Origin of the sequence: Streptomyces sp. NPDC048623 (genome assembly GCF_040650755.1) — a bacterium.
Lineage (GTDB): Bacteria > Actinomycetota > Actinomycetes > Streptomycetales > Streptomycetaceae > Streptomyces.
Genome location: NZ_JBEZHV010000002.1, coordinates 202,640 through 226,167, shown reverse-complemented (window position 1 = coordinate 226,167; position 23,528 = coordinate 202,640). Strand labels below are relative to the sequence as shown.

The following is a 23,528-nucleotide window of genomic DNA, read 5'->3' as shown; positions in this document are numbered from 1 at the left end:
GCGGGCGGGAGTTGTTCGCCAACTCGGGAGTGTTGTTCACTCGTTCGGGTGGCGGAGCGGCACATGCCAGTCCCCTGACCAGAACCGCTGAAATGGTCGTGAGACACACCAGGGGTGGGGGCTCTTACATGTGACCGGTCGTCACCTCTGCTTCATGGGCGGACGAGTCAAGAATGCGAGCACCGGTGCAGAAGAAGCGGCCTCGGAGCAAGAACGGCGCGCGGAGCCAGACCCCCGGTGACCCGCAGAGCTCCGGGCTGCCCGGACACCCCACGGCGCAGGAGTCCGCGGCGCAAGAGCACGCGGCCCAGGAGCCGGCGGCCCCCGCCGGCCGTACCAAGCGGGTCCGCAGTCGGCTCGTCGCCGGAGTCGCCCTGGTCGGCGTCACCGTGCTCGCCGCCGGCGCCCCCATGGTCCTGACCGCCTCCGCCGACCTCGACGAGTCGGTCAACCTGGTGACCCTCGCCGAACTCGACCGCCAGGCCGTCACCCTCGCCCACTCGCTCTCCGACGAGCGCGACGAGGTCGTCGCCTACATCGCCGCCGGCCGCGACGAGCAGAGCGGCGACGCCAAGGACAAGCGCCGGATCACCGACGCCCGCTCCGCCCGGGTCGACCGCCAGATCGACGAGATCCGCGCCGCCGCCCCCGTCGAGCTGCGCCGCGACCTGGCCGGCGTGCCCTCCATCCGGCGCACCGCGCTCACCGGCAAGGGCAGCGCCCTGGAGGCCCACAAGGCCTACACCGACGTCATCGCCAAGCTCCAGGCCCTCGCCGACCAGCTCGCCGAGCGCACCCCGCCGCGCGCCGCCGAGGCCCTGCGCGCCCCCGCCGCCCTCGGCCGCGCCACCGAGCAGGCCTCCGCCGAGCGCGGCCTGCTGCTCGCCGCGCTCGCCGTCCCCCGGCCCGACTCCGACGGCAGCACCCACTACGACCCCACCACCGGCACCTACGTCACGGACCGGCCCGCCGGAGCCGAGGACGCCGACCGCGCCCGTAACGCGCTCACCGCCGCCGCCCAGCAGTCCCGGGTCCGGGAACTCGCCGCCCTCGCCGACTTCGACCAGGCCGCCACCGCCCCGGCCCGCGACTCCCTCGCCGCCACCGTCACCGGCCCCGACGTCAAGAACGCCGAGCGCCAGCTCGCCCGGCTCACCGACCGGCCCGAGCTCTCCGAGTCCGAGCTCGACACCGACCCGGTCAAGCTGGACGCCGCGCTCTCCGCCCGTATCGAGCAGATGCGCGGCGTCGAGTCCACCCTCGCCACCCAGCGCGTCGAGCACCTCTCCGCGCTCCGCGCCGACGACGTCACCGCCCTGGAGATCCGCATCGCCTTCCTCGGCGGCTGCCTCCTCGTCGCCGTCGGCATCGGCACCTACGTCGCCCGCACCATGACCCGGCCGCTCGCCGTGGTCCGCCTCGGCGCGGCGCGCCTCGCCGCCTCCGGCGAGCCCGAGCGCGAGGAGCCGATCCGCTTCACCGGCCGCAACGACGAGTTCGCCCAGGTCGTACGGTCCCTCAACGCCCTCCAGGGCCGGCTCGCCGCGCTCTCCGCCCAGGTCGGGCGGCTCGACGGCGAGCGGGCGGACCTGGCCGGCGCCCGCGAGGCCGTCGCCGCCGAGCTCGCCGCTCAGCGCGCCGAACTCCAGGGCCAGAACGCGCTGCTCACCGCCGAGCTCGAACGGCTGCGCGGCACCGTCCAGCACACCTTCGTCAACCTCTCGCTGCGCAGCCTCGGCCTGGTCGAGCGCCAGCTCGGGGTCATCGAGAAGCTGGAGGAGCGCGAGCAGGACCCGGACCGGCTCGCCACCCTCTTCAAGCTCGACCACATGGCGACCGTCATGCGCCGCCACAGCGAGAACCTCCTGGTCCTGGCCGGCCACGAGCACCACCACGGGCACCCCGGCCCGGTGCCGCTCGTCGACGTGCTGCGCGCCGCCGTCAGCGAGATCGAGCGTTACGAGCGGGTCAGCATCCAGTCCCTGCCGCCGCACGCCCAGGTGGCCGGCTTCGCCGCGGACGACCTCAGCCATCTGATCGCCGAACTCCTGGAGAACGCCACCTCCTTCTCGCCGCCCGACACCCAGGTCCAGCTGTCCGGCTGGCTCCTGGAGTCCGGCGAGGTCATGCTCTCCGTCCAGGACGGCGGCATCGGCATCTCCGCCGCCCGCACCGCCGAGCTCAACGCCCGGCTCGCGGACCCGGCCGGCAGCGGCGCGGACGGCGAGGGCCTGGGCATCCGGGTCACCGCGCTGCTCGCCGCGCGCCACGGCGTACGGGTCGAGCTGCGCGAACACACCCAGGGCGGCACCACGGCCGTCGTGGTCCTCCCGCTGCCGCTGCTGCCCTCCGCACCGCCGGCCACCGTCCCGCCGACCGTCACGGTCGCCGCGGGCGGACAGCCGCAGGTACTGACCCTCCCGGGCTCGGTCGCCGAAGCCAACTCCAACGCCCTGCCCTCGCGCCACCGCGACCCGCTGGTCGAGGCCGCGGAGCGGGCGATCGCGGAGGCGGAGGCGGAGGCCCCGGTTCAGCCGGCCCCGGCCCCGGCGCCCGCCCCGGCGCCCGCCCTCGGCCTCGGTGAGTCCGTCTCCGAGGCGACGCTCCAGGTGCGCCTGCCCGACCCGCCGCCCGAGCCCGACGCGCACGAGCGCGCGGCCGAGGCAGAGGCCCCGGTGCTCCAGGAGCCCGCGCCCGCGTACGTACCCGAGCCCGTGTACGTACCGGAGCCCGAGCCCGCGTACGTACCCGAGCCCGCGCCCGACGCCGAGGCCCAGGACGAGCCCGAGGACGAGTCCGTCGCCGGGCCGCGGTCCGGCCGGTGGGAGCGGATCACCGACAAGGGACTTCCCAAGCGCACCCCGCGGATAGTGCGGCAGGCCGGTGCCCCCGCCGCGCCGATACGACGCGGTGGCGTGGACGCGGAGGCGCTGCGCAGGCGCCTCGGCGGCTTCCAGCGAGGAGCCGAGAACGGCCGCCGCGACGTGGCGGCCGAGATCCGCGCCGCTGACTCAGCACGTACCGAGGAGAAAACGGGGGACACAGTCGAGGAGGCACGCAGTTGACTGCGACCGGAACATTCGGACTGAGCAGTGAGGCCCGCAACCTGCAGTGGCTGCTGGGCAATCTGGTCGAGGAGGTGCCCGGCGTCCGCTCCGTCGCCGTGGTCTCCTCCGACGGCCTGCCGCTGCTCTCGTCGGACCCGGACGCCCCGGCCGGGCCGCCCGTGGCCGGCCGGGCCGAAGGGCCGAGCGGCTCCAGCGCCGATCTCGCCACCATCGTCTCGGGCATCGGCAGCCTCACCGTCGGCGCCGCGCGTCTGATGGACGGCGGCGGGGTCAAGCAGACGATGGTCGCGATGGAGGAGGGCAGCGTCTTCGTGATGTCGATCAGCGACGGCTCGCTGCTCGGCGTCCACGCCACGCCGGACTGCGACATGAGCGTCATCGCGTACCACATGGCGCTCTTCGTGGGCCGGGCCGGGCATGTGCTCACCCCGGAGCTGCGCAGCGAACTGGCCAAGTCCGCCCAGTCCGTGGAGAGCGCGCGGTGACCGCCGCGTCGTCCGCCCACCGGCTGCCGATACGCGGGGAGGGGCGCCGCCCCTCCCGGGTCCGCCCCTACTCGCTCACCGGCGGCCGCACCCGCTTCGGCCACGTGCTCCTCGTGGAGACCTTCGTGGCCGCCCTGGAGGCCGCCCCCGCGCGCAGGGTCCTCACGGACGGCGGTCCGGCCGCGCGCGGTCTGATGCCGGAGATGCGGGCCATCGTCGAGATCTGCCGCCGGATGCGGACGGTGGCGGAGATCTCGGCGCTCCTGAAGATGCCGTTGGGAGTCGTCCGGGTGCTGCTCAGCGACCTGGCCGACCAGGGAAAGATCCGTGTGTACGGGACCGGTCACGGCACCGGCCAGCCCGACCGCGCGCTGCTCGAAAGGGTGCTGAGTGGACTCCGCCGTCTCTGAGGCGACTGCCGTCTCCGACGAAACCGATGCGCCGGTGCTCACCGGCATCCCCGCCCAGCCCACGGCCGCCGAGCCCGAACCCGCGGCCGAGCCGGATCCCGACGAGGGCGCCCAGGACTGGCAGCTGGATCACACCCGTGCCCCGATCGCGACCAAGGTCGTCGTCGCGGGCGGCTTCGGCGTCGGCAAGACCACCTTCGTCCGCGCGGTCTCGGAGATCACCCCGCTCCAGACCGAGGCGCTGATGACGCAGGCGAGCGAGGAGACCGACGACCTCACCGCGACGCCCGACAAGATGACCACGACCGTCGCGATGGACTTCGGGCGGATCACCCTCGACGACGACCTGGTGCTCTACGTCTTCGGCACGCCGGGGCAGCAGCGCTTCTGGTTCATGTGGGACGACCTGGTGCGCGGCGCGATCGGCGCCATCGTCATGGCCGACACGCGACGCCTCACCGACTGCTTCCCGGCGCTCGACTACTTCGAGAGCTGCGGACTGCCGTACATCGTCGCCGTCAACCACTTCGAGGGCACCGAGCGCTTCGAGGTCCCGGACGTCCGGGACGCCCTGACCATCGCCGAGCACGTGCCGGTCCTGATCATGGACGCGCGCAAGCGCTACAGCGTGGTCGAGACGCTGCTCGCGATGGTCGAGCACTCCCTCGAAGCCACCCCCGAATAGCCCCCACTGTTCGAAAGTTCGACAGGAGCCTCCCCGCCATGCGGAAGATACTCATCGTCGGGGCCGGTCAGTCCGGCCTCCAGCTCGCCCTCGGACTGCAGTCGAAGGGCTACGAAGTCACCCTGATGTCCAACCGCACGGCGGACGAGATCCGCGCCGGGCGGGTCATGTCCACCCAGTGCATGTTCGACACGGCGCTCGGCCACGAGCGCGACCTGGGCCTCAACTTCTGGGAGTCGCAGGCCCCGCGGATCGAGGGCCTCGGCGTCTCCGTCGCCGCGCCCGACTCTTCCCGCGCCATCGACTGGGTGGGGCGGCTCGGCGGCTACGCGCAGTCCGTCGACCAGCGGGTCAAGATGGCCGGCTGGCTGGAGACCTTCGCCCAGCGCGGCGGCCAGCTGGTCATCCACGGCGCGGCCGTCGGCGACCTCGACTACTTCGCCCGCGGTTACGACCTGGTGCTCGTCGCCGCCGGCAAGGGCGAGCTGGTCTCCATGTTCGGCCGGGACGCGGAGCGTTCCCCGTACGCCGAGCCGCAGCGCGCGCTCGCCGTCGCGTACGTGCACGGGCTCGGCCCGCGCCCCGAACACCCGGACTTCGACGCGGTGCGCTGCAACCTGGTGCCGGGCGTCGGCGAGTTGTTCGTGATGCCGACCCTCACCACCTCCGGCCGCGCCGACATCCTCTTCTGGGAGGGTGTCCCCGGCGGCCCGGTCGACGCCTTCCGCGGCGTCAAGGACCCGGCGGACCACCTGGCGCTCACGCTTGAGCTGATGGAGAAGTTCACGCCGTGGGAGTACGCGCGTGCCACGAAGGTCGAACTGACCGACGCGGGCGGCACGCTGGCGGGCCGTTACGCCCCGACCGTACGCAACCCGATCGGGCGTCTGCCCGGCGGCGGCCTGGTGCTCGGTGTCGCCGACGTGGTCGTCGCGAACGACCCGATCACCGGCCAGGGCGCCAACTCGGCGGCCAAGTGCGCCGCCGCGTACCTCGCCTCGATCGTCGAGCACGGCGACCGCCCCTTCGACGAGGCGTGGATGCAGGCCACCTTCGACCGCTACTGGGAGACGGCGCGGCACGTCACCAAGTGGACGAACGCGATGCTCGGCGTCCCGCCGGAGCACGTGCTCAACCTGATCGGCGCGGCGGGTCAGCTGCAGCCGGTCGCCGACCGCTTCGCGAACGGCTTCGACAACCCGGCGGACTTCGAGAACTTCTTCTTCGAGCCGGAGAGGACGGCGGCCTACCTGGCGTCGGTGGCGGGTGCAGGTTCCGGTTCCGGTTCCGGTTCCGGGGTCTGATCGCCGGAGAAACCCTCGCCCGAGACACCTTCGTCCGCGCCGTCCGTGGCTCCCGCCGGGAGCTCGGGCGGCGCGAACGTGTCCAGGGGCGGGGCCGCCGGGTCCGGGCGGACCGCGCCGAGCAGGGGGTTGGCGGCGATCGGGGAGACCTTGACCCGGGCGCCGGGGCGCGGGGCGTGCACGACCAGGCCGTCGCCGAGGTAGAGGGCGATGTGGGTGGCCTCGGGGAAGTAGACCACCAGGTCGCCCGGGCGCAGATCGGCCAGGGCCACGTGCGGGAGGGTCTCCCACTGCTCCTGGCTGGTGCGGGGGATCTCCTGGCCGGCCACCGCCCAGGCCTGCTGGGTGAGCCCGGAGCAGTCGTACGTGTCGGGGCCCTCCGCGCCCCACTCGTACGGCTTGCCGATCTGCTCGACGGCGAAGCGCAGCGCCTCGGCGCCGGCCGCGGAGGGGGTGGTGAGGGCGTGGTCGAGCGCGCCGGAGCCGAGCAGGGCGCTCTGGGCGCCCGCGGTCTGCTGCGTCTCCAGGGAGGAGAGCCGGGCGAGCTGGTCGGGGGAGAGCGCGGCCAGCAGGCCCTCGACCTCGCGGAGCTTCCCCTCGACCGTCTCCTTCTGCTTCTGCTGCCCGCCGAGCAGCGCCTTGCGGCGGTCGACGGCGGTGCGGGAGGCGGCGGCCAGGGCGTTGGCCTTCTTCTCGGCGGTGCGGAGGCGGGTGACGGCGGCGCTGCGCTCGCGGGCGGCGCGGGCGAGCAGCCGGTGCTCGTCGAGGACCTGCCCGGGGTCGGCGGCGAGCAGCAGTCCGAGGTACGGGGAGAGGTCGCCGCGGCTGCGGTACTGCAGGCGGGCGAGCCGCCCCACCTCGTCGCGGCCCTTCTGGAGGGCGGCGCGGGCGGCGGTCAGTTGGGCGCCGGTCTTCCGGGCCTCGGCGGTCTGCTTCTTCAGCGCCTCGTCGGCGGCGTTGTAGGCCTCGGTGGCGCGTTCGGTCTCCTGGTAGAGGGCGCGGAGCCGGGTGAGGAGGCCGCCGACGGAGCCGGCGCCGGCGGGTCCGGTGGGGTCGGGCGCGGCAGTGGCTGTTCCGGTCAGCGTGGTCGTCAGGGTCAGGGCCGCCGCGAGGGCTCCCGTACGGACCATGCGCAGCAGTCGTCCCGGCACGTCATCACCTCCAGGTGGATCTCCAGGTGGATGATGACGTGCCGAATGGTGTGATTACCGGACGAGTGGGTCGGTGTTCGGTGTGCTCACTCGTCCGGAGCAGCAGATCCCGGTGACGGCTTCGACCACGGCCACTTCAGCTCGCGCCGCTCGCGCCCGTCCGGCGCGTACTCGTACACCCAGCCGCGCTGGAGCCCGAGCCGCTTGGTGTAGCCGGCCGGCTCGCGGCGGTACGCGTGGACCGTGGCCGGGTGCCCGTCGTGGGCCGGGACCGGCACCTCGTACCACTTCGGGGGGTGCCCGGTCGGTCCGACGAGCACGGGCAGCACCCGGCCGTCGAGGGGGCCGCCACGGAAGGGGGTGTTCTCGCTTCTCACCCCACCAGTGTCCCCTCTGCCTGGTTCAGAGGAGGTGCGCGGCCTGGCTCACCACCGGGATCACGCTCCGGGCGAGGCGTCCCACCGGGCCCGCGGCCCGTTCCTGGGCGAGCAGCCGGGTCACCACGTCCGCGGTCTCGGCGTCCCCGGTGGCGGTGACCGCGAGCAGGGCGACCAGATGGTCGACGAACCAGTCCCGCAACTCCGCGGCCGGCGGCCGCTTGCCCTCGTCGACCCAGATCAGCGAGCCCGCCTCGACGGCCGCGATCCAGGTGCGCACCATCATCCCGAGCCGCGGCCCGGGCGCCTCGGCGCCCAGGTGGAGGAGGATCTGCTCGGCGGCGGCCCGCCGCACCTCGTCCACGATCGCGCTGGTCCGGGAGGTCTCGGCGACGCTGCCGCCGCGCAGCAGGGCGGCGAAGCCCGCGTCGTGCTGGTCGACGAAGGCGAGGTAGCGGTCCAGGACCCGGGCCAGACGCTCGGTGGGCGGTCCCTCGGGCGGCTCGGCGAAGCAGCGCTCCAGGGCGTCGGCGGAGGAGCGCAGGGCCGCCTCGTACAGCTGCTGCTTCCCGCCGGGGAAGTAGCGGTAGACGAGCGGCCGCGAGACGCCCGCGGCCTCGGCGACGTCGTCGAGCGACACGTCCTCCGGCGGCCGGTGCGCGAACAGCGACAGCGCGGCGTCGAGCAGCTGCACCCGCCGCGCCTCGACACTGAGCCGGCGGTAGGCGGGCGAGGCGGCACTGGTCATGCGGGCAGCGTAACGCGGTGGGGTGAGCGGCAGGGGGGCCTGGCGTGGCCCCGGTGCGGTGCCCGCCCGTTGCGGGGCGCCTCGCCGCCCCCCCCGTTGTGGTCCTGCGCCCGCTGGGCGGTGCTCACCCGTACGGGCTGCGCCCCTGCCACCCCCGTTGTGGGCATACGTTCCGCAGGGGCGGAACGGGTGGGCACAACGGACGGCGCCCCTTGCCGGGCCTAGGCTCCCTGTGCCTGGACGTTCACCGGTTGGGCGCCGCGCTGGTGGTGCGGGTCCAGGCACAGGTGCGGAACGCGCCCGCATGGGCGCCGTCCCGTGTGCCCACCCGTCCCGCCCTGCGGGACGAATGCCCACACGGGGGGTGGCGACGGGCCGCAGCCCATGCAGCGCGCAGGCCCACACGGAGGTGACGACGGGGCACCGCCCCGTGGGGGGAGGACCGTGCGGGGGTGGGCGGGCGCCGTCCCGTGTGCCCACCCGTCCCGCCCCTGCGGGACGAATGCCCACACGGAGGTGACGACGCGGCACCGCCCCGGCTTCGGCCGGCTCGCACCGCCCTCAGGGCAGCAGGCCCGACGACTGCCACAGGCGTCGTCCCGCGCCCCGTAGGACGCCGATCTCGTCCAGGAAGTCCGTCAGGCGCTTCGCGGCCGACTGCATCACCTCGCGGCGGTGGGTGCTCGCCTTCACCTGGGACAGCGCCTCGCGGCGGTCGAGGCCCACGTGGTCGTACACCGACGGGTTGATGAAGCAGGTGGAGAAGACGCGGGCGGCCTCGCCGCAGCTGAGGCGGGTGAACTCCTGCTCCCAGCGCGGCGCGGTGATCATCTGGCGGCGCAGTTCCTCGCGCGCGTAGCGGACGTGCCGGGCCTCCTCGACCACGTGGATGCGGGTGACCCCGCGCACCAGCGGCTGTACCCGTTCGTCCGGGAAGGTCAGGCGCTGCATCCAGTCGAGGATCTCCTCGCCGAGCAGGGTCGCGGCGAAGGAGCCGGGGGTGGTGGAGACGGTCTTCAGGACGCGGCCGAGGTTGTGGTAGATCCGCGGCACCGGGTACTCGAGGGCGCCGCCGCGCCGGATCAGCCGGGCGAACATCATCGAGTGCCGGCACTCGTCGGCGATCTCGGTGAGCGCGTAACGGACATGACTGCTGGTCAGCGGCTTGTCGTAGATGTGCCGGACGAGCAGCTGCATGAGGATGACCTCGAACCAGATGCCGAGCGAGGCGAGCGATGCGGCCTCGTGCCGCGACAGGTCGATCCGCTGCTCCTCGGACATCCGGCGCCACAGCGGGGTGCCGTAGAGCGAGACGAGCTCGGGCGGCCAGAACCACTTGCCGTCCTCGAAGGGCGCGTCCCAGTCGAGCTCGGTCTCGGGGTCGAAGGAGTGCTTGAGCGAGGACTCGAGGAGCCGCTCGGCGACCTGCTCGCGGTCGCGCAGCGGACCCAGGGCGTCCCGGAGGAGGCTGAAGTCGGGCTCGGTGAGACGGGGCATGACACTTATGAGACTCCCCGTCAGTAACGTGGTCAATCCCTTGCGCACGACTTGTTGACCCTGCGTCTACCAACGTGTGAGCCTGTGGAAAACCGCCGGAAGGAGCCGTCAGTGTCGACGCAGGACCTGTACGTCCAGCCCCCTGGGCAGACCCCCGGCCAGACCCCCGGCCGGACTCCCGGCCACGTCCCCGGGCAGCCTCCCGAGCCGCCGATCTGGCCCGTCGAGGCCTCCGGCGCGGCCCGCTTCACCTGGGAGTACGACGGGGGACGCGACCGCCTCCTCGCCCTCTACCAGAAGGGCAAGGACAAGCAGTGGGACGGTGCCCGGCGCATCGACTGGGACCTGGAGGTCGATCCGTACGACCCGCTGGGCACCCCCGACGAGATGACGGTGCTCTACGGCTCCACGTACTGGCCCAAGCTGACCGACAAGGACAAGGCCGAGCTGCGCCGGCACTACACCTCCTGGCAGTTCAGCCAGTTCCTGCACGGCGAGCAGGGCGCGATGATCTGCGCCGCCCGGATCGTGGAGTCCGTGCCCGATCTCGACGCCAAGTTCTACTCGGCCACCCAGACCATGGACGAGGCCCGGCACGCCGAGATCTACGGGCGCTTCCTGCACGAGAAGATCGGGATGCTCTACCCGATCAACGACGACCTGCAGAGCCTGCTCGGCGACACCCTGCGCGACTCCCGCTGGGACATGCCCTACCTCGGCATGCAGGTGCTCATCGAGGGCCTCGCGCTCGCCGCCTTCGGGCTGATCCGGGACACCACGCCCAAGCCGCTGCCCAAGCAGATCCTGGCGTACGTGATGCAGGACGAGGCCCGGCACGTGGCCTTCGGCCGGATGGCGCTGCGCGACTACTACAAGCAGCTCACCGACGCCGAACTGCGCGAGCGCGAGGAGTTCGTGATCGAGGGCTGCTACCTGATGCGGGACCGGCTGAGCGGGGTCGAGGTCCTGGAGAACTTCGGCATCGCGCGGAAGGAGGCCCAGGAGCTCAGCGAGCAGAACGAGTTCCTGCACCTCTTCCGCAAACTGCTCTTCAGCCGGATCGTGCCCTGTGTCAAGGACATCGGCCTGTGGGGCCCGCGGCTCCAGCGGGCCTATCTCGACCTGGGCGTCTTCGAGCTCGGCGACTCCAACCTCGACCTCCTGATGACCCAGGACGAGGAGATCGCGGAGGCCCTGGACCGCGAGCGCTTCGCCGCGGAGGAGGCCCAGCGGGTCGCGGAGGTGGCGGAGGCCATCGCGGAGGGGGAGTCGGGGGAGTCCGCGTGACAGGTGCGGGAAAGGGGCGAGCCCCGGCCGCCTGCCAGGAGGCAGGTGACCGGGGCTCGCTCTCTCAGCGGGCGGCGGGGATCAGCCGAACGCCTTGACGGTGGTCCAGTCGGTGGACAGGACCGTCTTGACGGGGGAGTTGGTGTTGGTGGTGGACGGGTAGTACAGCTTCATGGTGCCGGTGGCGCCGTCGCGGGCCCAGATGTCCGGGATCCCGTCCTTGTTGACGTCGGGGATGCCGATAGCGGCCGAGATGTTGGTCTCGGTCCAGCCGGTGCCGAAGGCCACGTCGCCGTCGACCGCGTTCGCCGCCAGCTTGATCGACTCCAGGTCGACGCTGCCGGAGACGGTGCCGGGCTTGCCGTGCCGGACGTACATGTTGCCGTTGTCCAGGTTGCGCCAGAGCAGGTCGGGCGTCCCGTCTTTGTTCATGTCCGCGATGTTGACGATGTCGCGGCGGGCCCAGGCGGTGCCCTCCATGAGCGTGGCGGTCTGGAAGGTGGCTCCCGAGTAGCCGGACAGGACCCAGAACGCGGTGCCGGCGCGCAGGGCGAGGTCCGGGTGCTTGTCACCCGTGACGTCGCCGATCGCCTTCATCGCCGTCCACGTGGACGGCGCGGGGGCGTTGGCGGGCAGCCGGATCCTGATGCGCTGGTCCACGTTGAAGGTGCCGTAGCCGTCGCCCGGGTAGAGCCAGAACTGCTTGTCCGGGGTGACGGCGAACAGGTCGGTCGACCCGTCGCCCGGGTAGGCGTCGTCGTAGTGCGCGATCAGCGAGGGCGTGCCGGCCGTGTCGATCCAGTGGTTCGGCGGATCGATCTTCTTGCCGGCGGTGACGTAGGACCCCGCCAGGCAGTTGTAGAGCTCACCGCCGGTGCCGGGGACGGCCGGGTCGGCGGGGGCGCCGACGCAGTTCTTCAGCCTGCCGTCCGCGTAGAGGACGAGCAGGTCGGGGATGTCGTCGCCGCCCGTGTCCATCGGGCCGTCGGCGGTGTCGCGCGGCTGCAGGTAGAACTTGTAGTCCCCGCGGATGCTCTGGTTGCCGTTGGAGTCGTAGGCGTAGACGTTGACCGTGACCGGGCCCGCGTGCGGCGGGGCGACACCGGTGAGGGTGACCTTGCCGTTGACCGGCGTCGGCGTGTCGACGTAGCCCTGGCCCTCGAAGGCGTACCGGAACCTCGACGCACCGGCGGCGGTGAAGGTGAGGTCACCGCTCTCGCCGAACTTCACCTTCGCCCACGTCTTGCCGTCGTCCGTGGCCTCGGTGAACACCGTGCTGGTGATGTCCGGCTGCGGCGGGGCGGTCGGGTCGACGGTGAGCTGGCAGGGCTCGGTGCCGTCCGGGAAGAAGGTCGAGGTGGAGCCCGTGTCCGGGTACGTGGAGTCCTCGGACCGCACGTCCCACTTGTAGAGGGTGTTGGTGGTGATGCCGGTGAGCAGTGCGTCGCTCGACGGGATGACGGCGCTGGCGTAGCCGGTGGAGTCCGGCGTGGCCAGGATCTCCTTCTTGGTGGTGTCCGTGGACTTCCAGAACCGGAAGCGCAGCTTGGACAGGTTGCCGTCGGCGTCGTAGCCCTTGGCCTTCAGGGTGATCGTCGTACGGCCGATCAGCGCGCTGTTCGTCGGGCCGGCCACACAGGCGCCGCCCGGGGAGGAGGTGCCGGAGGTCGGCTGGTTCGGCGCGCGGTTGAACTCGCCCGTGAGGGTCGCGCCGGTGGCGGCGAACTTGCGCCAGGTCTGCGTGTCGCTCTCACTGGTGGCACGCATGCCGAAGGTGATGTTCGACCAGCCCTTGTCCGCCGCCTCCTGGGCGGCGGAGGTCACGGTGAAGGACTCGTACTCGTCGGGGCAGGAGCTCGACCAGCCGTGGGCGAAGGACTTCTTCTGCAGGACCCGCGACCAGCTCGGCTGCGCGTTCCACGTCGTGCCCGAGGAGATGCCACCGGTCAGCCAGAACTCCATCTGACGGTCGGTGCAGGACCACGAGTGGTTGTTCTTCACCTTGAAGGTGGCCCAGCTGAACTGCGCGCCCTTGTAGCTGGAGGAGAAGTTCATCCGCCAGAAGGAGCGGGCCAGACCGCCGGTGTCGCTCTCGTAGCCGACGCGGGCGTCGGAGGTGCCCGAGGAGAAGTTCGTACCGTTCCAGAAGCTGGAGTTCGGGTACTTCTTGTACGCCACGGTCCAGGCCAGCCAGGCGGAGTTGAGCGGCGGGTCGACGAAGACCGGGTACGCCGTGTCCTCGCGCGTCAGCAGACCGGTCTCGGCGACCTTCAGACCGACGCGGACGTCGCCGGTGCCGTCACCGTCGAGCGCCACCGGCAGCTGCGCGGACTTCGCGCCCGGCTCGATGCCGGTCAGGCCCGACAGCCTGAGCACGTCGGCCGGGGTGGCGACGGCGGTACGCGGCGCGACGTCCGGCGCGTCGGAGTCGCGGCCGGAGGAGTCCCAGGCGAACGGGGTCGGGATGGAGCCGACCTCCTGGCCCGCCCTGTCCAGGACACGGATCAGGTTGGCCCTGGTGTCCTGGCGGAAGACGGCGGTCCTGGAGCGCACGCCGTACGTGACGGTCGCGAGGTCCTTGTTCTGCGCGGCCTCGCGGTTCTTCACGATCAGGAGCTGGCCGAAACCGCCCTCCTCCCGCGCCACGAGCAGCAGGTCGACACCCGGGAGGACCTCGGGGTAGAGGGCGCGCGGGCCGTCGAGGACCGGCTCGGGCAGCACGCCCGGCCAGGTGTAGGCGAGGGTGTGGCCGCCGAGGTCGACCTCGGCGAGCAGGGTCTCCTGCTCCGCACCTGCACCCGTACCCGCACCCCCGGCCAGCGGCAGACGGGTGTGGGTGCGGTCGGCGCGCCCGGCCCCGGTGCCGCCGGCGAACCGGATCGGAAGGGCGGCGTTCACCGGGCGGATGCCGAGCGGGCCGGCGTTCTTCGCCCGGCGCAGCGTCGTGTCGATCGGCGCCCAGCGGCCCTGGGCGTTCTTGGCGCGCTGGGGCAGGGCGTCGATCTGGGTGCGCAGCCTGCCGTTGGGCATCGCCCAGACGAGCTGGGTCTGGGTGGTCGCCGAGTCGACGAGCACCTTCTTGCCCGTCCGCCTGGCCTCGGCCAGCGCGGCGGCCTCGTCGAGCGGACCGGTCGACGTCTGCCGGGCGTCGGTGGCGGACGTGCCGCCGTGGGCGGTCGGGGCCGCGCTCGGCTGCCACCAGGGCAGGAGCGCGGCGGTGAGTGCGGCCAGGACGAGGCCGAGAGTGATGCTCAGCCGTGTGCGCGTGCGCACGAATGGGCTGAGATATCGGGGATATCGGGGCGGCGCGGTCACGGCGGTCTACTCCCGTGGGGACCAAGCGGATTGAGGACAGCACAGGCGGCCCCGGTCGGCAGGCCGCGGGGCAGAAGGCGCGCACACGATCACACACGTGAAGCGCCCCGTCCACGAGGAGCGAAGTTGTGAATTCGTTATGCAAACGCGGAACTGATTCGACGCGAAACCAACTGGGTCCGGTTCGGGGGGATTCGGGGGTCGTGATGATCGTGTTCGGCCTTCTATCGCCCAAGGACCTGAAAGGTCGTCAGTGGAACGATCTACTCCGTTTCGCCGTGTGACGCAGATCACCTGAACCCTCTTCAGGGCCTTCCTGGCGATCTTGAAGTCTGTGCCGGACATGACAGAGAGTGCGCACGCACGCGCCTGATCCGGGCGCGTGCTCTTTGGTGTTTCCGCACCTCATCCGTTGTCTTGTTCGTCTGGGTGGGAGTCGACGCGTATGCGTGCTTCAGGTCCACTGTCATGGCTGGGGCGGAACCGCCCAGCCATGACAGAGTCACAACGACGGCGCCGTCGGCGAAGCCGCACGGCGATCGTCCTATTGTTGTCATCGACATTGACGGTGACCAGCCTGGGTTCCGAGGCCCTGGCCGTCCCCGGCGACGGGATGTCCCGCGAGGAGACGACCTCCCAGGTCGACCTCCCCGACATCCCGCCCAGCACCACGCTGGACGACAACGCCGAGGCTCCGAAGACGCTGAGCACGGCGCCGGAGCAGCCGGTCACCGCGTACACCCCGGTGGCGGTGGACCCCTGGGCGGCGGACGCCGGCCAGGCGGACCCGTCGACGGCGACACCGGGCACGACGGTCCAGGTCGTCAACTCGTCGACCTCGACCCTCCTGCCGGTCGGTGTGGGTGTGCCGGTGGGCCAGGACCCGGCGACGATCGCCGGTGACTGGCAGGTCGCGATCAAGTCGACGACGACGTCCGAGGATTCGGGCGTGCCGGGCATGGTCATGGAGGTCGTGCCTCCGGCGACCGCGGACCCGGCCGCGCAGGTGCTCCTCGACGTCGACACGACCGGCTTCAAGGACCGCTACGGCCAGCTGGCCGCCGAGCGTTTCGGCCTGGTGCTGCTGCCGAGCTGTGTCCTGGACTCCCCGGACACCGGTGACTGCGCCCCGGACACGGGCGTCGAGCCCATGTCGGGCCAGGACGAGCCGGACCTGCAGGCCGAGCGGCTGCGCAGCACCGTCAAGGAGGTGCCGGCGGCCAAGGCCGGGCTGAAGGCGGCCTCGGCGAAGACCAGGAAGTCCGCGACCCGCCAGATCCTGTCGGGTACGGTCCCGGTCGCCAGCCTGCTCCCGGACACGAGCACGTCGTCGAAGGCCTCCGGCGCGTCGGTGCACAAGGCCTCCTTCCCGTCGACGGACGGCCGCCAGGTCGTGGACGCCTCCGGCCGCCAGGTCGTCGGCGCCATGGACACCGGCTCCTCGGCGGCGGGCGACTACACCGCCTCGCCCCTGCTGTCCTCGGGCTCCTGGGCGGCCGGCTCGTCGAACGGCGCGTTCACCTACGCGTACCAGGTGCAGACCCCGGAGACCGCCGGCGGCCTGATGCCGAAGGTGAACCTGTCGTACAACTCGCAGTCGGTCGACGGCCGCACCTCGGCGACGAACAACCAGGCTTCGTGGATCGGTGACGGCTGGGACTACAACCCGGGCTCGATCAGCCGGACGTACGTCAACTGCCGCCAGGACTCCAAGAAGGACGGCGCCAACAACAAGGACCACCGGACGGCGGACCTGTGCTGGGGCTCGAACAACGCCACCCTGTCCCTCGGCGGCATGACCACCGAGCTGGTGTGGGACGACACCCAGAACAAGTGGTTCACGGCCAACGGCGACGGCTCGAAGGTCGAGCAGGTCACCGGCCAGGCCACCGGCAGCGGTGCCCGTAACGGCGAGTACTGGGTCGTCACCACCAAGGACGGCACGAGGTACCACTTCGGTCTGAACAAGCTCCCCGGCTGGTCGGACCACGGCACCGACGCCGACGACCCGACCACCGACTCCGTCCTCACGGTCCCGGTCTACGGCAACCACGCGGGCGAGCCCTGCTACGCGGGCCCGACCACCGACGACTGGAAGAAGTCCTTCTGCACCCAGGGCTGGCAGTGGAACCTCGACTACGTCGAGGACATCCACGGCAACGCCATGTCCCTGTGGTGGAAGAAGGAGCAGAACTACTACGCGAAGAACTTCTACTTCAAGGGTCCGGTCAAGTACGACCGCGGCGGCTACCTGTCGCACATCTACTACGGCCAGCGCAGCGACTCGATCTTCTCCGCGACCGCCCCGGCCCGCATCGGCTTCACCGTGGCCGAGCGCTGCTACGACGAGGGCGCGCTGACCTGTACGGACGCCAACTTCACGTCGACCGACCCGGGCAAGTACCGCATCTGGTACGACACCCCCGCCGACCTGCGCTGCCAGGCGGTCACCTCGACGTACACGCGGAAGTGCTGGAACGCCGGCCCGACGTTCTGGACCACCAAGCGCCTGGACAAGATCACCACCTCCGCGCAGCGCCGTACCGACACCACCGCGCGCCAGGTCGTCGACGAGTACCAGCTCAAGCAGAGCTTCCCGGTCCTGAAGACGGGCGCCAACACGGCGCTGTGGCTGGAGTCGGTCCAGCGCACCGGCTACGCCCGCATGGGCTCCACCGACGCCTCCGTGACCCTGAACCCGGTGCGGTTCGAGTCGAACGCCGACGACATGCCCAACCGCGTCTACCGCGGCGGCAGCGGCCTGACCGACCCGCGTCCCGGCTTCTCGCGCCTGCGCATCGCCCGCGTCGTCAACGAGTACGGCGGCGAGACGGTCGTCACCTACAAGGACCGCACGGGTGACTGCCTCGCCGGCACGAACCTGCCGGGCAAGACGGACACCGCGGCGCTGAAGGCCAACACCCGCCTCTGCTACCCCTCGTTCTGGCACCCGGACTCCGAGATCGAGGACATCGACTGGTTCAACAAGTACGTGGTCGACTCGATCGAGGAGCTGCCGAACGTCGACGGCTCGTTCTCGACGCTGACCGCGTACGACTACAAGAACGCCGGCTGGAAGCTGGCCGAGGCCGAGTTCACGAAGAAGTCCACCCGGACGTACTCGCAGTTCGCGGGCTTCGAGCAGACCACGGTCACCACGGGCGAGCGGAAGGCCGCGGCCGACAGCGGCGAGGGCACCGCCCCCGCCGAGGAGGTCCCCGGCGTCGACGGTCCGAAGACCAAGGCCGTCACCCGCTTCTACCGCGGCATGGGCGACACCGTCCCCATGAAGGACATCAACGGCGACCCGATCACGTACAACGGGCAGCCCGTGTACGACCGTGACGCCTTCGCCGGCCGCATCGCGGAGGAGCTGTCCTACTCCGACGCGGCGGACGCCGACACCGCGTGGCTGACCCGCAGCTTCACCGTCCCGCAGGCGACCGAACTGGCCAGCCGCGACCGCGGCGACGGCCTGACCCCGCTGAAGGCGTGGCGGGTGACGGAGCCGGAGGAGATCGCGTACACGAAGTCCTCGGGCACGGGTGACGACACCCGCACGCTGCGGACGGTCAAGTCGAGTACGACCTACGACCCGACCTACGGTCTGCCGACCCTCGTCGAGTCCCTCGGCGACGCCGATCCCACCAAGCCCGACGACGACAGCTGCACCAAGCTCGAGTACCTGCACAACCCGACCAAGAACCTCATCGGTCTGACGAAGCAGGTCCTCGTCTCGCCGACGAAGTGCGCGTCGGCCGACTGGACCGACCTCACCTCGCTGAGCGGCGGCTCCCGTACCACGTACGACAACACGGCGTACGGCACCGCCATCGCCGACACCAGCCGCGGTCTGGCCACCGAGACCTGGTCGCTGAACGGCACCGGCACCGGCTGGCTGAGCGGCGGCACGGTGGCCTTCGACGCCATCGGCCGCGTCATCAGGCAGACGGACCCGGACGGCAAGGCGTCCACGCTCGCCTTCGACCCGCCCACGGGTCAGGCGTTCAAGGTCACCGAGACCAACCCGCTGGGCCACACCCAGGTCCAGGAGCTGGAGCCGGGCCGCGCGGTCACGCTGAAGACGACCGACGCCAACGGCCATGTCAGCACCGCGGTCTACGACCCGCTGGGCCGGCTGGCGGAGGCGTGGTCCCCGGGCCGCACCCCGGGTTCGGGCGTGCCGGACTTCCGCGCCGAGTACGTGATCCCGGCGGAGGAGACCGACCCGAACGACCCCAACGGCGGCAAGGTCCGCAAGCCTCCGTACGTCACCACGTACGCGCGCGGCTACGAGGACCGGGTCGAGAAGTCCGTCACCATCTACGACGGCCTGGGCCGTGAGCGCCAGGAGCAGGAGGAGGCGGACGGCGGCGGCCGTCTGATCACCGACACGCTGTACAACAAGGCCGGCGAGGTCTACCAGACCAACAACGCCTACCTGAACGAGGCCGAGCCGAGCGGTGAGCTGTTCACGCCGCTCGCCGACACCACGGTCCCGAACATCACCCGGTACACGTACGACGGCCTCGGCCGCGTGCTCACCGAGATGCCGGTCCTCAAGGTCAAGCTCCCGGGCACGACCGAGGCCATCTCCCAGGAGGTCCCGGAGAAGGCGACCCGCTACGAGTACGGCACCGACTGGTCGAAGGTGATCCACCCGCAGGGGGACTCCTCCTACCGGGTGTTCACCGACGCGCTGGGCCGCACCGTCCGCACGGACACCATCAACCCGGTCACCAACGGCTTCACGTCGACGCGCTACGAGTACGACGACCGCGGTCAGCTGGTGAAGGCGACGAGCTCGGCCGACCCGACCCACCCGTGGTCGTGGACGTACGACAAGCGTGGCCGGATGGAGACGGCGACCGACCCGGACACGGGCACCACGCGGACCACGTACGACAACCGTGACCGCGTCCTGACCACGACCGACGCGCGCAACGTCACGCTCTGGAACGGCTACGACGAGCTGTCCCGGCCCAAGGAGCAGCGCATCGGCGGCTCCACGGGCACGCTGCTCGCCTCGTTCGCGTACGACACCGTCCCCGGCGGCAAGGGCATGCCCGCCTCCGCCACCCGCTACACCGACACCCTGGCGTACACCCAGAAGGTCAACGGCTACACGAGCGACTACCAGCCGACCTCGACGACCCTGTCGCTGCCGTCCACCGTGGCCGCCGCGTGGGGTCTGCCGGCGGACTACCAGTACGACTACAAGTACTCCGACAACGGCATGCTGGACGAGGCGACTCTTCCGAAGGCCGGCAAGTTCGACTCCGAGAAGCTGGTCATCCGTTACGACAAGGACGGCAACCCGGTCTCGATCTCGGGCAAGGACTGGTACGGCTCGGAGACGGTCTACTCGCCGTACGGCCAGGTCATGCGCTCGACCCTGGGCGCGCTGCCGTACCGCGTGTGGGCGCAGAACTCGTACGACGAGTCCACCGGCGAGCTGCAGAACCAGATGGTCTACCGCGAGCAGACCGGCGGCGGTCTGGTCGGGGGCAACCTGGTCTCGAACCGGTCGTACACCTACGACCCCTCCGGCAACGTCACGGGCATCCGTGAGGAGGCCACCGGGATCGAGGAGCGTCAGTGCTTCACGTATGACCCGCTGGGCCAGCTGAAGGAGGCCTGGACCTCCAAGGACCAGTCCGCCTGCACCGCTCCGAAGAACACCGACGGCACCCTGAACGTCACCGCCGGCACGGACGACTCCGGTTACTGGCACCAGTACGAGTACGACCTGCTCGGCAACCGGAAGAAGCTGGTCGAGAAGGACCTGTCGGGCAACGCCGGCAAGGACGCCACGACCGACTACACCTACGGCAAGACGGACGGCTCCCAGCCGCACACCCTCACCAAGGTCTCCAAGACCTACACCACCCCCGCGGGTGCGCAGGTCAAGGCCGAGGCCGAGCGGCTGTACGAGCTGACGGGCCAGACGAAGTCCGTCACGTCGATCGACAACGGCGACAAGCAGTCGCTGCTGTGGACGCCGGACGGCAAGGTCGACCGGATCACCGGCGCCGGCAGCGGCGGCCAGACCCCGTACGTGGGCCTGGCCGACAAGTGCCTCGACCTCAAGTCCGGTCTGGCGGCGGCCGCGCAGCCCATCCAGCTCTACAGCTGCAACGGCTCCGTCGCCCAGAACTGGAAGTTCACGCCCACCCCCCGTCCCGCGGGCGGGTCACAGACCGACCCCGACCGGGGCGCCCTGTCGGTCTACGACGACTGGTGCCTCCAGCCGGCGGCCAACGCGGTCGGCTCCGCGGTCCAGCTGCAGAGGTGCAGCGGTACCGCCGCGCAGGAGCTGAAGCGCAACGCCGCGGGCCAGCTCACGCACCTGTCGTCGAACCTGTGCCTGGCGGTCCAGAGCGCCAACTCGGCGAACGCCACGCCGATCGTCCTGGCCACCTGTGACGCCGCCTCGGCCGCCCAGCTGTGGGCGCCGCAGAACGACACCCGTCACATCTACGGCCCCGGCGGCGAGCGTCTGATGACCGTCAAGGGCAAGACGGCCACGCTGTACCTGGGCGACACCGAGGTCACCGTCCAGCAGGGCGGCGTCCTGGTGAGCACCCAGCGCACCTACACCACCCCCGGTGGTGCGGTCATGCGCTACGCGTACGGCACGGGCTCCGACCAGCTGGTCGCCCTGACCAGCGACCACCAGGGTTCCACCTACGCCGAGGTCGCCATGAGCGGCACGATGGCGGTGCGGATCCGGAAGCAGGACCCGTTCGGCAACCAGCGCGGTGCCGACACGGCCGGCGTCAACATGCAGGCGCACACCGGGTTCCTCGACAAGACCCGGGACGACTCCTCCGGCTACACGCTGCTGGGCGCCCGTCTGTACGACCCGGTCGTGGGACGCTTCATGTCCGCCGACCCGCAGATGGATCTGAACGACCCGCTGCAGGCCAACGGATACGTCTACGCCCACAACAACCCGGCCACCTACGCGGACCCGTCGGGTGAGGCGATCACCCTGAACGCCTCCGAGCGGGCCGCGGCCCTCGCGGGCGCCGGACTGTCGGCGGCGCAGGTGGCCCAGGCGCAGGCGATGCAGGGCAAGTCCCTCACCTCCGTGATCCTCGCGGTCGCGTGGGAGACGCTGAAGGACTTCATCGGCATCAACGACGCCATGGCCTGCTTCGGCGGTGACATGTGGTCCTGCGCGAGCATCATCATCGACGCGATCCCGTGGGCGAAGCTCGGCAAGATCCCGGCCGTCATCAAGGCGGTCAACCGCACCATCGACGCCATCAAGGCGTTCAAGGCGGCCAAGCGGGCGGCGGAAGCGGTCCTGAAGGCCGCCAAGGCAGCCGAGACGGCGGCCTTGAGAGCCAAGAAACTCGCCATCGAGAAGGCCAAGAGAGAGGCGGCGCAAAGAGCCAGGAAGAAGGCGGCCGAGGCCGCCAGGCGCAAGGCCGAGGCGGCGGCGGCCGCCAAGAAGAAGACCGGTAACCCGGTCCACAAGCAGGCCCAGTCCAAGGCCGCGCCGAAGTCCTCGTCCCAGGCCGCGGGAGGCCACGGCGGCGGAGGCAAGGGCGGCGGAGGCAAGCCCGGAGGCAGCTCCGGCGGTTCCTCGCGCAGCCACGGCGGATCCAGCGGCAGCGGTGGCTCCGGCAAGTCCGGGTGCAACAGCTTCGCGCCCGGCACCAGGGTGCTGATGGCCGACGGCTCCACCAAGCCGATCGAGAAGGTGAGGACCGGCGACAAGGTCCTCGCGACCGACCCGAAGACCGGGCAGACCCGCGTCGAGACGGTCACCGCCGAGATCAAGGGCCAGGGCCTCAAGCACCTGGTCGAGATCACCGTCGACACCGACGGCAAGGCCGGCTCGAAGACCGCTCGGATCACCGCGACCGACGGCCACCCGTTCTGGGTGCCCGCGCTGCGCAAGTGGGTCAGGGCCACCGACCTGGAGTCCGGCCAGTGGCTCCGGACCAGCGCCGGCACCCGGGTCCAGATCAGCGCGATCCGGAGCTGGACCGCCCAGGCGGCGACCGTCCACAACCTGACGGTCTCCGAGATCCACACGTACTACGTGATGGCTGCGGGCACCGCGGTCCTCAACCACAACGAGTCCTGCCCGAGCGGCGGGGACGGGCCGCCGGAGCGTGACCCGTACTCGCCCTCGGAGACCAAGAAGCGTCAGGACCAGAACGCGGCCGACTGGTCGCAGATCCCGCGCGAGGTCCACGAGACCGTGAACCGTGTCGAGGACGGCCGGATCACCCAGCGGGTCAACAACAACGGCCTCGACTGGTACGACGCCCGCCGGACGAACGCCAACGGCCACATCACCGGCTACAACACCAACAACCCGTGGTACGACGCGACGGTCTACACCGGTGTCAACGGCGGCCTGACCCGCATCCTCGTCCGCTCGGACGGTGTCGTCGGGTACGTCCTCGGCCACAACTACAATCAGGTGTTCGAGTACGGGTACGCCGGGCGGCTGCCCGGCAGGTGGAACCAGCCACCATCCGGTTGGTACTCCAGCCATGGAGGTGGGTCACCACGATGACGACGCCGGCCGCAGCGGGGCTGCGCATCGTGGAGGAGTGGACCGCGCCCGACGGGCTCGTTCCGCCCACCGTCACCGGCCAGGCGCCGAGCGTCCCGTTCGAGGACGGGCGCGTCGAGGCGATGGTGGACTTCCTCGATCCGCAGCTGCGCGAGAAGGCGAACGCCGACTGGTACCGGCTGGCGGTCGAAGGAGGACTCTTCTCCGAGACCGACCGCAGGTTCCTGATCGCCCTCCACCCCGGCCAGGACCGCCTCGCGCGGTGGCACTGCGTCGAGCTGATGAGCGAGTGGGACATCATGGGCAAGGGCGCTGACGGGCTGCTCGGCAGCGCCCCCTACCGCCCCGAGTTCCGCATGCTGTCGCTCGACGGGAACGTGCTGTGCTTCGCCACGACGTGGGAGCACGCGATCAGCACCTCGGTGCTGAAGGCGCCGCACCGTTCGCAGGTCCTCCGCCGCTGGGCCGAGGGGCTGACGGACGGCTCCATGGACGACATGGGCGATCCGGACGATCCGCCGCTGAGCGTGGCGGCACGCCGCTGGCTGGACAGCCACGAGCTCGACAGCCACGAGCTCGACAGCCACGAGCACGACAGTCGATAGCTCGACAGTCACTGGCTCGACAGCCACGAGAAGGATCCGGGAGCCCCGGCCGAGACA

General features: G+C 71.2%; 13 protein-coding genes. 8 read left to right on the top strand and 5 right to left on the bottom strand.

The window, feature by feature from the left end:
• The first annotated feature begins 173 nt into the window (after positions 1-173).
• From AB0C73_RS04055 to AB0C73_RS04035, 5 genes are read left to right on the top strand one after another with little or no spacing between them, the layout of a single operon-like run.
• Positions 174-3,065, top strand: a complete 2,892-nt coding sequence (locus AB0C73_RS04055; protein WP_362524271.1) for a nitrate- and nitrite sensing domain-containing protein — start codon at positions 174-176, stop codon at positions 3,063-3,065.
• Complete coding sequence (locus tag AB0C73_RS04050) at positions 3,062-3,553, top strand: roadblock/LC7 domain-containing protein (RefSeq protein WP_362524269.1); 492 nt, start codon at positions 3,062-3,064, stop codon at positions 3,551-3,553. The genes AB0C73_RS04055 and AB0C73_RS04050 overlap by 4 nt, the downstream gene beginning before the upstream one ends.
• The gene (locus AB0C73_RS04045) at positions 3,550-3,963 is read left to right on the top strand and encodes a DUF742 domain-containing protein (protein WP_362524267.1); all 414 of its coding nucleotides are present in this window, start codon (positions 3,550-3,552) and stop codon (positions 3,961-3,963) included. Before AB0C73_RS04050 ends, AB0C73_RS04045 begins: the two co-directional genes overlap by 4 nt.
• Positions 3,964-4,009: 46 nt before the next feature.
• A complete protein-coding gene (locus AB0C73_RS04040) occupies positions 4,010-4,648 on the top strand; it encodes an ATP/GTP-binding protein (RefSeq protein ID WP_362524713.1) in 639 nt (212 codons plus the stop codon).
• A 38-nt stretch (positions 4,649-4,686) separates the two neighbouring features.
• On the top strand, positions 4,687-5,952 hold the full coding sequence (locus AB0C73_RS04035; protein WP_362524265.1) for a styrene monooxygenase/indole monooxygenase family protein: 1,266 nt from the start codon (positions 4,687-4,689) through the stop codon (positions 5,950-5,952).
• On the opposite strand, the gene AB0C73_RS04030 is transcribed toward AB0C73_RS04035, so the two are convergent.
• The 4 genes from AB0C73_RS04030 to AB0C73_RS04015 all read right to left on the bottom strand — a co-directional run bounded on the left by AB0C73_RS04030 (position 5,895) and on the right by AB0C73_RS04015 (position 9,725).
• Complete coding sequence (locus AB0C73_RS04030; RefSeq protein WP_362524263.1) at positions 5,895-7,103, bottom strand: C40 family peptidase; 1,209 nt, start codon at positions 7,101-7,103, stop codon at positions 5,895-5,897. The genes AB0C73_RS04035 and AB0C73_RS04030 overlap by 58 nt on opposite strands.
• An 86-nt stretch (positions 7,104-7,189) precedes the next feature.
• Complete coding sequence (locus tag AB0C73_RS04025; RefSeq protein ID WP_362524261.1) at positions 7,190-7,480, bottom strand: hypothetical protein; 291 nt, start codon at positions 7,478-7,480, stop codon at positions 7,190-7,192.
• Between the two features lie 25 nt (positions 7,481-7,505).
• Complete coding sequence (locus AB0C73_RS04020) at positions 7,506-8,228, bottom strand: TetR/AcrR family transcriptional regulator (protein ID WP_362524259.1); 723 nt, start codon at positions 8,226-8,228, stop codon at positions 7,506-7,508.
• 561 nt (positions 8,229-8,789) lie between these two features.
• Positions 8,790-9,725: a diiron oxygenase gene (locus AB0C73_RS04015; protein WP_362524257.1), complete on the bottom strand. Its 936-nt coding sequence runs from the start codon at positions 9,723-9,725 to the stop codon at positions 8,790-8,792.
• Between the two features lie 213 nt (positions 9,726-9,938).
• Here AB0C73_RS04015 and AB0C73_RS04010 point away from each other — a divergent pair, with 213 nt between their 5' ends.
• Positions 9,939-11,012 (top strand): ferritin-like domain-containing protein, encoded by a 1,074-nt coding sequence (locus tag AB0C73_RS04010; protein WP_362524711.1) that lies wholly within the window; start codon positions 9,939-9,941, stop codon positions 11,010-11,012.
• Positions 11,013-11,093: 81 nt separating this feature from the next.
• Here the strand turns inward: AB0C73_RS04010 and AB0C73_RS04005 are convergent, their stop codons facing one another.
• A complete protein-coding gene (locus AB0C73_RS04005) occupies positions 11,094-14,285 on the bottom strand; it encodes a DNRLRE domain-containing protein (protein WP_362524254.1) in 3,192 nt (1,063 codons plus the stop codon).
• A gap of 610 nt (positions 14,286-14,895) precedes the next feature.
• On the opposite strand from AB0C73_RS04005, the gene AB0C73_RS04000 reads away from it, so the two are divergent.
• Both AB0C73_RS04000 and AB0C73_RS03995 read left to right on the top strand, forming a co-directional pair.
• Positions 14,896-22,866 carry a ricin-type beta-trefoil lectin domain protein gene (locus AB0C73_RS04000; protein ID WP_362524252.1) on the top strand — a complete coding sequence of 2,657 codons (7,971 nt, stop codon included), beginning with the start codon at positions 14,896-14,898 and terminating at the stop codon, positions 22,864-22,866.
• Positions 22,863-23,471: a hypothetical protein gene (locus AB0C73_RS03995; RefSeq protein ID WP_362524249.1), complete on the top strand. Its 609-nt coding sequence runs from the start codon at positions 22,863-22,865 to the stop codon at positions 23,469-23,471. Before AB0C73_RS04000 ends, AB0C73_RS03995 begins: the two co-directional genes overlap by 4 nt.
• The last annotated feature ends 57 nt before the right edge of the window (positions 23,472-23,528 follow it).